Source organism: Streptomyces sp. NBC_00691 (genome assembly GCF_036226665.1).
Classification (GTDB): domain Bacteria; phylum Actinomycetota; class Actinomycetes; order Streptomycetales; family Streptomycetaceae; genus Streptomyces.
The window spans coordinates 5,386,192-5,399,090 of the sequence record NZ_CP109007.1 but is presented as its reverse complement, the minus strand read 5'-3'; the positions used below and the strand labels follow the sequence as shown (position 1 = coordinate 5,399,090).

Annotated in this window: 12 protein-coding genes; 6 read left to right on the top strand and 6 right to left on the bottom strand. The window is 71.8% G+C overall.

Features of this window, described 5'->3' with window-relative positions; all coding sequences use genetic code 11:
* Positions 1 to 73: 73 nt before the first annotated feature.
* A complete protein-coding gene (locus OG392_RS24640; protein WP_329282955.1) occupies positions 74 to 2,122 on the bottom strand; it encodes a VMAP-C domain-containing protein in 2,049 nt (682 codons plus the stop codon).
* On the bottom strand, positions 2,119 to 2,559 hold the full coding sequence (locus OG392_RS24635; RefSeq protein ID WP_329282953.1) for a CU044_2847 family protein: 441 nt from the start codon (positions 2,557 to 2,559) through the stop codon (positions 2,119 to 2,121). Before OG392_RS24635 ends, OG392_RS24640 begins: the two co-directional genes overlap by 4 nt.
* Before the next feature lie 94 nt (positions 2,560 to 2,653).
* On the opposite strand from OG392_RS24635, the gene OG392_RS24630 reads away from it, so the two are divergent.
* Positions 2,654 to 2,839, top strand: a complete 186-nt coding sequence (locus OG392_RS24630) for a DUF6104 family protein (protein ID WP_266625572.1) — start codon at positions 2,654 to 2,656, stop codon at positions 2,837 to 2,839.
* Positions 2,840 to 2,887: 48 nt separating this feature from the next.
* On the opposite strand, the gene OG392_RS24625 is transcribed toward OG392_RS24630, so the two are convergent.
* Positions 2,888 to 3,703 (bottom strand): hypothetical protein, encoded by an 816-nt coding sequence (locus OG392_RS24625; protein ID WP_329282951.1) that lies wholly within the window; start codon positions 3,701 to 3,703, stop codon positions 2,888 to 2,890.
* A 150-nt stretch (positions 3,704 to 3,853) separates the two neighbouring features.
* Here OG392_RS24625 and OG392_RS24620 point away from each other — a divergent pair, with 150 nt between their 5' ends.
* Positions 3,854 to 4,729 carry a DUF4097 family beta strand repeat-containing protein gene (locus OG392_RS24620; protein ID WP_329282948.1) on the top strand — a complete coding sequence of 292 codons (876 nt, stop codon included), beginning with the start codon at positions 3,854 to 3,856 and terminating at the stop codon, positions 4,727 to 4,729.
* Position 4,730: 1 nt separating this feature from the next.
* A complete protein-coding gene (locus OG392_RS24615) occupies positions 4,731 to 5,633 on the top strand; it encodes a PadR family transcriptional regulator (RefSeq protein ID WP_329282946.1) in 903 nt (300 codons plus the stop codon).
* 80 nt (positions 5,634 to 5,713) lie between these two features.
* Here the strand turns inward: OG392_RS24615 and OG392_RS24610 are convergent, their stop codons facing one another.
* From OG392_RS24610 to OG392_RS24600, 3 genes are all read right to left on the bottom strand, one after another.
* Positions 5,714 to 7,123, bottom strand: a complete 1,410-nt coding sequence (locus OG392_RS24610; RefSeq protein WP_443054862.1) for a cellulase family glycosylhydrolase — start codon at positions 7,121 to 7,123, stop codon at positions 5,714 to 5,716.
* A 116-nt stretch (positions 7,124 to 7,239) separates the two neighbouring features.
* A complete protein-coding gene (locus OG392_RS24605) occupies positions 7,240 to 8,205 on the bottom strand; it encodes a zinc-binding dehydrogenase (protein WP_329282944.1) in 966 nt (321 codons plus the stop codon).
* 152 nt (positions 8,206 to 8,357) lie between these two features.
* A complete protein-coding gene (locus OG392_RS24600; RefSeq protein ID WP_329282942.1) occupies positions 8,358 to 9,569 on the bottom strand; it encodes an NAD(P)-dependent malic enzyme in 1,212 nt (403 codons plus the stop codon).
* Between the two features lie 535 nt (positions 9,570 to 10,104).
* On the opposite strand from OG392_RS24600, the gene OG392_RS24595 reads away from it, so the two are divergent.
* From OG392_RS24595 to OG392_RS24585, 3 genes are read left to right on the top strand one after another with little or no spacing between them, the layout of a single operon-like run.
* Positions 10,105 to 11,067 (top strand): ABC transporter substrate-binding protein, encoded by a 963-nt coding sequence (locus OG392_RS24595; protein WP_329282940.1) that lies wholly within the window; start codon positions 10,105 to 10,107, stop codon positions 11,065 to 11,067.
* 53 nt (positions 11,068 to 11,120) lie between these two features.
* Entirely contained in the window at positions 11,121 to 12,071 is a 951-nt protein-coding gene (locus OG392_RS24590) for an amino acid ABC transporter permease (RefSeq protein WP_329282938.1), read from the top strand.
* Complete coding sequence (locus OG392_RS24585) at positions 12,068 to 12,835, top strand: amino acid ABC transporter ATP-binding protein (RefSeq protein WP_079188582.1); 768 nt, start codon at positions 12,068 to 12,070, stop codon at positions 12,833 to 12,835. The genes OG392_RS24590 and OG392_RS24585 overlap by 4 nt, the downstream gene beginning before the upstream one ends.
* Positions 12,836 to 12,899: the final 64 nt, after the last annotated feature.

Genomic DNA, 12,899 nt, shown 5'->3' with positions numbered 1-12,899 from the left:
CCGCCCGCGAGCGGGGCCTGCCGATGGCTTAATCGGACGGATCGCGGGGCCGCCGTCCCGGTGGGCGCTCCTGTCACTGCTCCCCCTCCCCGAGCATCGGCGGGGGCTCCAGAAGACCGCCGTGCGGAGGCCGGTCGGGCGGGTCGAGGAGCAGGGCGATGCTCTCGGCCCAGGCGTACGCGGCCAGCGCCTCGGGGCCCGCCGCCCGGTCCGTCGCGCGCGTGCGCAGGGATCTGACGGGCCCTCGGACGTCCCAGGCGGTGGGGGCGGCGGATATCAGCCGGCCGGCCCGCTCGTGGAACTCCGCGCAGTCGGTGTGGTCGTGGGCGCCGGTCCGCCAGAGGGCGAGCGGATGCCCGGCGGCGAGCGCCGCGTGCATCGCCATGAGCCCGTCGCCGCCGCTCACGCCACCGCAGTACACGGGGACGGTGCCGCCCCCGGCCTCCCGCAGCCGGTCGTACGTCTCCGCCCACGTCTCCCTGCGTACGCGCGCGGTGTGGGCGTCCGGGCCCGCGCCGGGCACCTCCGCGCGCAGCGGGGCGGCCCGGAGCGGCCCGCTCTGCGCCGCCTCCCAGCGCTCGCGCCATTCGGGCTCCGGTTCGCGGCCGTAGCGGCGGCGGTCGCGGATGACGACGAACCTGCGCTGGCCGAGAGTGGTCGCCCAGGCGTCCTCGGGACCCCCCTGGGGCGGTTCGAGCCGCCAGGTGTCGAGGGGTTCGTCGAAGAGTTCGAGCGGCAGCACCGCCTCCACGGCGGCCAGGTGCCGTCCGCTGTCCCCGCGCCGCAGCGCGTCCGCGAGCGGCTCGCGCAGGGCCTCCCCGAGCCGGGCCCGCTCGACGCCCCTCTCGTCGATGTGGAGCGGGCTGACCGTGTGCCCGTCGAGGAGCAGCTTGACCCGCCACGGGTAACACCGGCCGTAGACCGGGGGGTCGACCTCCAGGAGGACGTCCGCACGCGCGCGCGGTTCGCGTACGGAGAGGGGCGCCGGCCGCCCGGGGCTGACGAGCCGGTCGATCTCGCGCCGCAGGTGCCGGTCGGCGTCGCCCGACTCGTCGACGATCCAGTGGGTGAGGTCGGCGGTGTCGACCCGCTCGCCGTACCGTCCGCGCACGTGCCGGGCGACATGGGCGGCGTACAGGAGCACCGCGTCGAGTTCGAGGTCGCGGACGCCGTCCCTGCGGGGCGCCCGGAGGCCGCGCAGGAGTCCGGCGCCCTCGCTCCAGGTGCGCGGGTCGTCCTCCAGGGCGTCCGGCAGTTCGTCGTCCCTGATCCAGGCCTTGACCTGGTCGACGAGGTCCATGATCTCGCCTGGCGCGGTGGGCGCGGGCAGCTCGGCGAAGTGGCCGTACAGCTGGGTGCGCAGTCCCGGACCGACGCCCGCGGAGCCGGCGAGGCGTCCCTGGGTGCGGGTCCAGTCGGGCCGGTCGTCCAGGGAGCGGTAGCGGGCGAGGTGGTACCGGTCGTGGGCGCGCAGCGCCTCGCCCATCGCCTCGGCGCCGGGGAGGTCGTGCAGCCGGCGCAGCGCGGTGACGGGGACGACGGCGCCGCCGTCGCGGCCGCGGCCCTTGTTGAGGCCGACGACGGCGCCCTGCTGGTGGTCGACGACGGGGCCGCCGGAGCAGCCTTCGACGGGCATGACCCAGTCGGTGATGAGGGCCTTGCCGTCCGTGCCGATCAGGGTGCCGTGGACGTGCCGGATGCCGAGCTCGCCGGTCTCCCGGGACCAGCCGTGCAGTCCGACGGAGGCCGGCGGCACGGGCGGGCGCTCGCCGAGGCGCACACAGGACGCCTTCTGCGCGGCGGGCACGCGGACGAGCGCGATGTCGGGGAAGGCCCACCGGTCCGGCGGGTCGTCGGGCCGGTCGGGGCGCGGCAGGGCGAGCACGACGGTGCCGGTGGTCTCCCGGGAGGTCTTTCCGTCCTCCCAGGTGATGCCGACGGCGGGCTCGCTCCTCCACACCGCGCTTCCCCCCTCGGCCACGACATGGGCGCAGGTCAGCACCCAGCCGGGGGCGATGAAGAAGCCGGTGCCCCAGTACCGGTCGCCGTGCGGGTCATACCCGCGGTCGGGAGCGGCGATGCGTACGAGTGCGGGGCGCACGAGAGCGTCGAAGGCGCTCATGCGGGCTCGTCGGCCGCCGGCTCCGGTGCGGAGGGGTCGGGTGCGGGCGGCCGGGGTGCGGGAACGGCCGCGGGGTCCGCGGCGGAGTCCGGCGCGGGGCCGGTGGCTCGGCCCGGTTCGGTCCAGGTCAGGGAGACGTTCACGGAGGCCTTGCCCGAGCCGTCGGCGAGGACTCCGATCACCTTGCCGGACTGCGCCGCCAGTTCGATGCCGAAGCTGACGGCGACCTCCACGGAGCCCTGCGGGTCGAGTCCGGCCCGCAGCGAGCCGACCACCCCGCGCACCACGTCCGTGAGGCCGCCGGCCATGGAGACCACCCGGTCCTTGACGCCGGTGTCCTGGAACCCGCCGCCCCTGCCGAGTTCCTGCACGTCACTGACCCGGGCCCACACGGGCGTGCCGTCGTCCAGCCGAATACGCGCGATCCCGTGCGTCACAGCGCCCCCGCTCCCCGAAACGATGATGAGGAAGGCTAGTCGGTGGGGGTGACGGGCGACAGGGGACGTGAGGGGTCCGGCTTATCCTGAACGCATGTACTTCACCGACCGTGGCATCGAGGAACTGGAGAAGCGGCGCGGCCAGGAGGAGGTCACCTTCGAGTGGCTCGCCGAGCAGCTGCGGACCTTCGTCGATCTCAACCCCGACTTCGAGGTGCCGGTCGAGCGCCTCGCGACCTGGCTGGCCCGTCTGGACGACGAGGACGACGAGGACGAGTAGCGCCCGCCCGGGGGACGGCCGCTCCGAGGGGTGACTCCGCGCGCGGGGTCACCCCTCCCGCAGTCGGTCGTAGACGAGGCCGAGCGCGCCGTGCGCCACGAGCAGCGCCCCGGCCGCCGCCCAGCCGCCGCTGCGCCGGCCGAGACCCCAGATCAGCAGCGGCACCCCCGCGGCGAGCTGCGCCCCGTTCAGCGCGCGCGCCTTGGGGCCGCGCAGGTACGGGCCGAGGGGACCGCCCTCCACCACGTCGAGTTCGGCGCGCACGGCGTCCTTCCAGCCCGCCCCTTCGAGCTGCTGGGCGCCCTGGGCCAGGGCCACGGAGCGGAGCCGGTCGGCGCTCTCGCCGGGGAGGAGCCCGGTCGGCAGGGCGAGCCCGAGGCGGCCGAGGACGGCGACCACTCCGAGGAGCCGGGCATGGGCGTCGGCGTCCGGATCGGGCGCGGTGAGCGGTTCCAGGGCCTGGACGTCCAGGACGGGGTCGAGCGCGAGCCGGGCGGCGAAGGTGCGCATGGCCTCGTCCTCGCCGACGGGGGTGCCGTCCGCGAGCCAGGTGTAGCCGACCGTACGGCGGAAGCCGGCGGCGAGCGTCAGTCCGGCCCGGTCGCGGTCCCACCAGAGCGCGACGACGGGCCAGCCGGCGGCCGAGACGGCGAGGGCGGTGGCCCAGCCGGTGACGACCTGTTCGACCGGCTCCCCGCCGTGGAGCCAGGGCTTCCCCTCCGGTACGAGCACGCTCCAGTCGTCGCCCGCCGGGGCGAGCAGCAGGTGCTCGCGGAGCAGCTGCGCGGGGGGCGTGACGGTCGGCGGATCGGCGCGGCAGAGGAGAAGCGCCCCGACGGGGTTCGGTCCGGATGTCGCGTTCATGGCTCCTACGCTAGGCCAATTTGTCCGCGTACGGAGGCAATTGCCCCCACCCTGTCAGGGGAGAGTCAGGGTTGACTTCCCTTCACCGCGATATATCGTGTCTAGCGAGAAACACGATATGTTGCGTTGCCGAAACGGGAGGCCAGCACCATGACAGAGTGGTCCGTCACCGAGCCGACGAAGCTGTCCCCCGCCGACCCCGTGACCCGGCTGCGGATCCGCGTCGTCAACGGCACGGTGAACGTGGTGGGGACGGACGAGAGTTCCGCCCGCGTGGAGGTCTCCGAGATCGAGGGGCCGCCGCTGCTCGTGTCCCAGGACGGCTCCACCCTGACCGTGGGCTACGAGGACATCCAGTGGAAGAGCGCCCTCAAGTGGCTCGACCGCAAGGAGTTCCGGCGCCGGGCCGTCGTCTCCGTCGCCGTCCCCGCCGGCGTCGACGTCGAGGTGACCGCGGTCGGCGCCGAAGCGGTCGTCACCGGCATCACGGGGCGTACGGAGGTGCGCGGCGTCTCCGGCGACACCACCCTCCTGCGGCTCTCCGGCCCGGTCCGGGCCGAGAGCGTCTCGGGCAATCTGGAGGCCCAGTCGGTCACGGGCGCGCTCCGGATCAACTCCGTGACCGGCGACGTGACGGTGATCGAGGGCGCGGGCGCCTCCGTGCGGGCCGAGACCGTCAGCGGCGACATGGTCATCGACCTCGACCCGGCCGAGCTCGACGGACCCCCCGCCGACATCCGGCTCGCCAGCCTCTCCGGCGAGGTCGCCATCCGCCTCCCCCACCCGGCCGACGCCCGCGTCGAGGCCAACACGACGACGGGCTCCGTGTCGAACGCCTTCGAGGACCTGCGCGTGGCCGGCCAGTGGGGCACCAAATCCGTCACCGGCACCCTCGGTTCGGGCCGGGGCACCCTCAAGGCGACCACCGTCTCGGGCTCCATCGCACTGCTCCGCCGCCCCGAGTCCGACGAGGACGACGGCTCCACCCCCTCCTCCACCCCCTCCGCGACCGGAAAGGTGCTCTGACATGCCGCCCGTCTTCGCGCACGGCCGCCTGCGCCTCTACCTGCTCAAGCTGCTCGACGAGGCCCCGCGCCACGGTTACGAGGTGATCCGCCTCCTGGAGGAGCGCTTCCAGGGTCTGTACGCGCCCTCGGCGGGCACGGTCTATCCGCGCCTGGCCAAGCTGGAGGCCGAGGGCCTCGTCACCCACGCCAGCGAGGGCGGTCGCAAGGTCTACTCGATCACCGACGCGGGCCGCGCCGAGCTGGCCGGGCGCGGCGCCGAACTGGACGACCTGGAGCGGGAGATCCGCGAGTCGGTGTCGGAGCTCGCGGCGGAGATCCGTGACGACGTGCGCGGTGCCGCGGGCCGGGTGCGCAGCGAGATGCGCGCGGCGGCGGGCCGGACCCGTGCGGCGGAGTCCTCCTCCTCGTTCACCGAGGCCAAGGAGGAGCTGCGCCGGGTCGGGCAGGAGTGGAAGGAGCAGGCCCGCCAGGCCCGCGCCGAGGCCAAGTCCGCCCGTCACCAGGCGAAGGAGTTCCAGCGGATCGCCCAGCAGGTGCAGGAGGAGGTCCAGGACCGCTTCTCGCGCGGCGACTGGCCCAAGGGGGTCTGGGAGGGGCTCTCGGACATCACGGCCCAGCTCGGCGGACTCGTGGCGGGCACGACCCACCCCAAGGCCGCCGGGCAGGAGCCGCCGTTCGCGGCGGCGCCGGCCGGCGAGGCGCCGGAGTGGGCGCGGGACACCGAGGGCTCGGGCGACCCGGCCCGCGATCTGGACCGGCTCCTCGACCGCTTCCGCGACGAGATCCGGGACGCGGCACGCGACCACGGGGTGAGCCAGGAGCAGCTGGCCGAGACCCGCGACCAGCTGGCGACGGCGGCGATCCGGATCACGGGCCTGCTGCGGTCACGCCCGAAGGCCTGACCGCGAAGGTCACGGCATCCCGTCCGGAGACATGACCGACCGCCGGGTTCACGGACTCGCCCCCGGCTCCCGGCAGGGCGTCAGCGCCGGGTGACGGTCACCGTCACCCGGGCGCCCGGCGCCGCCAGGACCAGGGCCCGGCCGGGGGCCGGGCGGAGCACCAGCGCCCCGCCCCGGGCCGTCACACGCCAGTCGCCGGGCGGCAGGGCGAGTTCGGTGACCCGGGAGCCGCGGCGCCCCGCGGAGTCGTAGGAGAGGCGGTAGACCCGGGCCCCCGGATCGTAGGCGGCGGAGCGCACCGTGCCCGCGACCGCCTCCGCGTACGGCTCGGCGGTCAGTTCCTTGTTCGTACGGAACGCCCCCGTGCCGTCCACGGCGCAGTAGCCGCCGCCGTAGCACCACTCCCAGCCCGCCCAGCCGGAGCTGTAGCGGCCGAGCGAGGCCATGGCCTCCCGGTAGAAGCGGTTCATGTTCGGCCGCGCGTTGTCGAGCGGTCCCCACTCGCCCACCACCACGGGGACCTTGTACTCCTTCGGGTACAGGGTGACGGCCTGCTCGTAGTTCTCGATCCAGCGGGCCTCCGGGTCGTAGTCCCCGCCGGCCTCCATCGCGCCGTTGTAGAAATGCGGCGCGTAGACGATCTTCGGGTCGTCGATCCGGCCGAGCCCGGTGGGCACGCCCTCGCCCACGATGGGAGTCGGTTCGACGAAGATCCAGCCGTCCTCGTCGACCGAGCGGATCGCGTCCGCGACGCGGTTGTACATCGGGGTGACCTGCTCCCGCTCGATGCGCCGGGCGGCGGTCGCCAGGTCCTCGCCCTCGCGCAGCTCACCCATCGGCTCGTTGATCGGGTCGTAGCCGAGGACGGCCGGGTGGTCCTCGAAGCGGTCGGCGAGCAGCCGCCACATCCGGGCCTGGGCCCGCCGGAGGTCCTCGTCCTCGTACAGGTGGGTGAAGGCGCGCTGCACGGCGGGCTCGAAGTACTCGGAGAACCAGTCGTCGGGGTGCGGAGTGAAGGGCAGTCCGTCGGTCCTGGTGGCCCAGGCCGGCACGCCCCGGTGTCCGAAGGCGGGCCCGAAGACGTCCTGGTGGGCATCGAGGAGGACCTTGACGTCGTGCTTCTCCGCCCAGTCCAGGACCCGTTCGATCTTCCGCAGATAGGACTGGCTGTACTGGCCGGGCCGGGGCTCCAGGTCGTCCCAGAAGACGAGGAGCCGGGCGAAGTTGAAGCCCTTGGCCCGCATGTCGCGGAAGTGCCTCTCGGTGACACCGGAGAGGGCGGCGTCACCGCTGTGCGCCTTGTCCCCGACGTTCCAGCCGCGCAGGGTGAGCGCGCGGCCGTGCTCGTCGGTGAGGGCGGGGATCCCGTCGACGCCCGTGTCCGGGCGGTCGGTGGCGGCGGCGGACGCGGGGACGGCGGGGGCGATCAGCGCGGCGGCGAGGACGCCCGCGGCAAGGGTGGTTCGCCACGCAGGGATGGTTCGCGACAAGGTGGACCTCCGGCACGAGGAAGTGAGCGTTGTTCACGTTTCACGTGCCGGAGATCCCATCAGTCCCACCGCCGAGTCATCAAGGGGTCGTCACGAGGTCTTGATGACGATCTTCGTCAGGAGGTCTTCAGGACGATCTTTCCGAAGAGTTCACCGGAGGCCATCCGCTCGAAGCCCTCCCGCGCCCGGTCCAGCGGCAGGACCTCGTCGACGACCGGCCGGACCCCCGTCGCCGCGCAGAACGACAACAGGTCCTCCAGCTCGTCCTTGGAGCCCATCGTCGAGCCGACGACCTTCAGCTCCAGGAAGAAGATCCGGGTCAGCTCGGCGTGCGCGGGCCGGTCGCCGCTCGTGGCACCCGAGATGACGAGCGTCCCGCCGGGCCGCAGCGACTTGACGGAGTGGGACCAGGTGGCGGCGCCGACGGTCTCGATGACCGCGTCGACCCGCTGCGGGAGCCGCGCGCCCGGCTCGAACGCCTCGACGGCGCCGAGCCCGACGGCCCGCTTGCGCTTCTCCTCGTCACGGCTGGTGGCGAAGACCCGCAGGCCGGCGGCCTTGCCGAGGGCGATCGCGGCCGTGGCGACCCCGCCGCCGGCGCCCTGCACGAGCACCGAGTCCCCGGGCCGTACACCGGCGTTGGTGAAGAGCATGCGGTAGGCGGTCAGCCAGGCCGTGGGCAGGCAGGCGGCCTCCTCGAAGGAGAGCTCCTTCGGCTTGGGCAGGACGTTCCAGCGGGGCACGGTCACCCGCTCGGCGAAGGTGCCCTGGTAGCGCTCGGTGAGGATGGACCGGGGCTCGTCGGGTCCGACGCCGTGGCCGGTCTGGCCGATCACGGAGTGCAGGACGACCTCGTTGCCGTCCTCGTCGATCCCGGCGGCGTCGCAGCCGAGGATCATCGGCAGCTTCTCCTCGGGCAGCCCGACCCCGCGCAGCGACCACAGGTCGTGGTGGTTGAGCGAGGCGGCCTTGACGGTGACGGTGGTCCAGCCCGGCCGGACCTCGGGTTCGGGACGTTCACCCAATTCGAGGCCGTTCAGGGGCTGGTCGCGGTCGATTCGGGCAGCGTAGGCAGCGAACATGGCCCCGACCCTAGGCGGCCACGGGCGGGCCACGGAACCACGCACCCGTGTGACGCGCGTCCCTCCCCCGCCGGTACGGTGCCGGGCCCGGCGGACACGGAAGGGCCCCGTCCCGGAAACAGGACGGGGCCCTCACGGGGTGGTGCGACGCGTCAGCGGCGGGCGACGCCCTCCGCGCGGGCGGCGGCGGCGACCGCGGCCGCGACGGCCGGGGCGACCCGCTCGTCGAACGGCGACGGGATCACGCAGTCGGCGGCGAGCTGGTCGCCGACGACGTCCGCGATCGCGTTGGCCGCTGCGATCTTCATGCCCTCGGTGATCCGGGAGGCCCGGACCTGGAGCGCGCCGGCGAAGATGCCGGGGAACGCGAGGACGTTGTTGATCTGGTTCGGGTAGTCCGAACGCCCGGTCGCCACGACGGCCGCGTACTTGTGCGCGACGTCGGGGTGGACCTCGGGGTTCGGGTTGGCCATGGCGAACACGAAGGCGTTCGGAGCCATGGAGGCGACGGCCGCCTCGGGGACCGTACCGCCGGAGACACCGATGAAGACGTCGGCGCCGGCGAGGGCGGCCTCCAGGGAGCCGCTGAGGCCCGCCTTGTTGGTGAGGTCGGCGATCTCGCGCTTGACCGGGTTGAGGTCGTCCCGGTCGCGGCTGACGACGCCCTTGCGGTCGGCGACGGCGACGTCGCCGAGCCCGGCCTCCAGCAGGAACTTGGCGATGGCGACTCCGGCCGCACCGGCGCCGGAGATGACCGCGCGCAGGTCGCCGAGGGTCCGGCCGGTCAGCTTCGCCGCGTTGCGGAGGGCGGCGAGGGTGACGATGGCGGTGCCGTGCTGGTCGTCGTGGAAGACGGGGATGTCGAGGCGCTCCTGGAGCTTGCGCTCGATCTCGAAGCACCGCGGCGCCGAGATGTCCTCCAGGTTGACGCCGCCGAAGGACGGGGCCAGCCGGACGACGGTCTCGACGATCTCGTCGGTGTCGGTGGTGGCGAGGGCGATCGGGACCGCGTCCACGCCGCCGAACTGCTTGAAGAGGATGGCCTTCCCCTCCATGACCGGGAGGGAGGCCTCCGGGCCGATGTCACCGAGGCCGAGCACCGCCGTACCGTCGGTCACGACCGCGACGACCTGGGACTTCCAGGTGTAGTCGTTGACCAGGTCGGGCTGCTCGGCGATCGCGGTGCACACCTTCGCGACGCCGGGCGTGTACGCGAGGGACAGGTCGTCCTTGTTCCGGACGGGAACGGTGGCCTGAATGGCCATCTTGCCGCCCCGGTGGAGGGCGAAGACAGCGTCGAAGGGCTCCTCCGGAGCTCCTTCCGTACCGCTGTCACTGCGAGGATTGACGATCTCCGCTGCCATTGGGTTGACCCCTTAAGTCTGCATTTTTGAGGGTTGGCCGCTCCTGGTGTGGAGCGGTGGGCGGGTCCCGCGGCCGCCGTGTCTGGTAGCCGCGCGGGCGCGCCGCACAACGCGCCCTGAGCCCCGGATGAGGGGTGTAAGGATCCTTCTTACCGGACGGACGGCACCGCGGACGAGTCCATATCCGCTCGGTGACGCGACTCATACCGAGTGCATCCGCACACGGACGGAGGACGACACGTCACCCCATGTCCATATAGGTGCTTCAAGCACCCGAATGGTGGCCTTCGTGTCGTCCGAATGGCGAGATCAACAGGAAATTCTTCGGTGGCGTGGAAGGCATTCAGCAGAAGATCCGGCCCTGATGTACCGGCCTGTCGGCATTCGGGGGTCACCCGTTATCCGATTTTGACATCCGTGGCCGTCGGTTTGAGGCGGTCCGAATGGCAAGATGCCGTAATCACACGAGGTCACGACACTCGAAGAGACGTACGTGACCACTGGCAACTCCCTCACACGCCGGAGGAACCCGATCATGACCGCACGCTCCACGCGCTGTACGACCGCCAAGACCCGCACCTCCCGTCTTGCCGCGGTCGCCGCCATCGCGGTCGTCGGCTCCGTGCTGCTGACCGCCTGTGGCGACCAGACGGAGGGCGGCTCCGCCACCCCGACGAAGGACAGCGGCTCCGCCAACGCCGCGCCGCTCTTCTCCAAGCTCCCCGCCGACATCCAGAAGGCCGGTGTCATCAAGGTCGGCACCGACGCCTCGTACGCCCCGATGGAGTTCACCGAGGGCGGCAAGATCGTCGGCGTCGACCCCGACATCGCCGCGGCCCTGGGCAAGCAGCTCGGCGTCAAGTTCGAGTTCACCTCGGGCACCTTCGACGGCCTGATCACCTCGATCTACACCGGTCGCCAGGACGTGATCATGTCCTCGATGACGGACAACAAGAAGCGCCAGGAGGGCCTGGACGACAACGGGAAGAAGATCGGCAAGGGCATCGACTTCGTCGACTACTTCAGCTCCGGCGTCTCCCTCCTGGTCAAGAAGGGCAACCCGCAGGGCATCAACTCGCTCGACGACCTCTGCGGCAAGACCGTGGCCGTCCAGCGCGGCACGATCTACGAGGACACCTTCAAGGCCCAGGCCACGAAGTGCGGCGCCGACAAGCTGACGATCCAGGCCTTCGACACCGACGCCGAGGCGCAGACCCGCGTCAAGGCCGGCGGCGCCGTGGCCGACCTCAACGACTACCCGGTCGCCGCGTACATCGCGAAGACCTCGGGCGGCGGCAACGACTTCGAGGTCGTCGGCAACCAGAGCGACGTCGGCCTCTTCGGCATCGGCGTCTCGAAGGACGACACCCAGCTGCGCGACGCCATCAAGGAAGCGCTCGACGCGGCCATCAAGGACGGCACCTACGCCGATGCCCTGAAGAAGTGGGACGTCTCGGACAGCGCCGTCAAGACGGCCACCGTCAACGCCGGCCAGTGACCCTCCGTCCAAGCCGGCAAGTGACCTCCCCGCTCCACTGAAGGGCAGTCGTCATGACTGACAAGATCTCCAAGGACCCGGCCGCCGCTCCGGCCGGGCCCGGCGCCTCGGGTTCCCCGTACGAGGCGATCAAGGCCATCCCCGTACGGCACTACGGCCGCTGGGTCAGCGGCGTCGTGGTCGTCGTCCTGCTCGGATGGCTCATCTACGCCTTCTCCCAGGGCAACATCATCTGGGACACGGTGTGGGACAAGGTGTTCGATCCGTCGATCCTCGACGGCCTGGCGAACACCGTGATCATCAGCGTCGCCTCGATGGCCCTGGGACTCGTCCTCGGTGTCGTCTTCGCGGTGATGCGGCTGTCCAGGAACCCCGTGACCGGAGCCGTCGCCTGGCTCTACATCTGGTTCTTCCGCGGCACCCCGGTGTACGTGCAGCTGCTCGTCTGGTTCAACCTGTCGCTGATCTTCGAGTACATCAACCTCGGGCCGATCTACAAGAACGAGACCGTCGACGTCATGACGCCGTTCATGGTCGCGCTGCTCGGTCTCGGCCTCAACGAGGGCGCCTACATGGCGGAGATCGTCCGGGCGGGCATCCAGTCCGTCGACGAGGGGCAGACCGAGGCGGCGCACGCGCTCGGCATGTCCCAGACCAAGACCATGGGCCGGGTCGTCCTGCCGCAGGCCATGCGGGTCATCGTGCCGCCCACGGGCAACGAGTTCATCAACATGTTGAAAACCTCGTCACTCGTCTCGGCCGTGCAGTACACAGAACTCCTGCGGGCCTCGTCGAACATCGGAAGCACGGCCGGCGCCGTGATGGAGATGCTCTTCGTCGCCTCCATCTGGTACCTCGCCCTGACCAGCGTGTTCAGCGTCGGCCAGTACTACCTGGAGCGCCGTTTCGCCCGCGGTTCGACGCGTAACCTGCCGCCCACCCCGTGGCAGCGGGTCAAGACGAACCTCACCACGTTCAAGCGTTCCCCGGAGGCATCGGCATGACCGGTCAGCCCATGGTCAAGGCGGAGGGCGTCCACAAGTCCTACGGCGCCGCCCACATCCTCCGGGGCATCGACCTGGAGGTCCAGAACGGAGAGGTCTTCTGCCTGGTCGGCCCGTCCGGCTCCGGCAAGTCGACGTTCCTCCGCTGCATCAACCACCTGGAGCGGGTCGACGGCGGCCGTCTCTCGGTCGACGGCCAGCTGGTCGGCTACCGGGAGAAGAACGGCAAGCTGTACGAGCTGAAGGACAGCGAGGTCGCGGTCCAGCGCCGTGACATCGGCATGGTCTTCCAGCGCTTCAACCTCTTCCCCCACATGACGGCCCTGGGCAATGTCATGGAGGCCCCGATCCAGGTGAAGGGCGAGTCGAAGGCGGTGGCACGCGAGCGTGCCGAGCGTCTGCTCGACCGCGTGGGCCTGCGGGACAAGATGGGCAACTACCCGTCGCAGCTCTCCGGCGGTCAGCAGCAGCGTGTCGCCATCGCCCGCGCGCTGGCGATGGAGCCGAAGCTGATGCTCTTCGACGAGCCCACCTCGGCGCTCGACCCGGAGCTGGTCGGTGACGTCCTGGACGTCATGCGGGACCTCGCCGAGTCGGGCATGACGATGATCGTCGTCACCCACGAGATGGGCTTCGCCCGCGAGGTCGGCGACTCGCTGGTCTTCATGGACGGCGGTGTGGTCGTCGAGTCGGGCAACCCGCGCGACGTCCTGGGCAACCCGCAGCACGACCGGACGAAGGCGTTCCTGTCCAAGGTGCTGTAACCGGCGCCGCCCCGGCTCGGCACCGGCGGCACAGCGACGCGGGAAGGGGCGGTACGGGGAGACC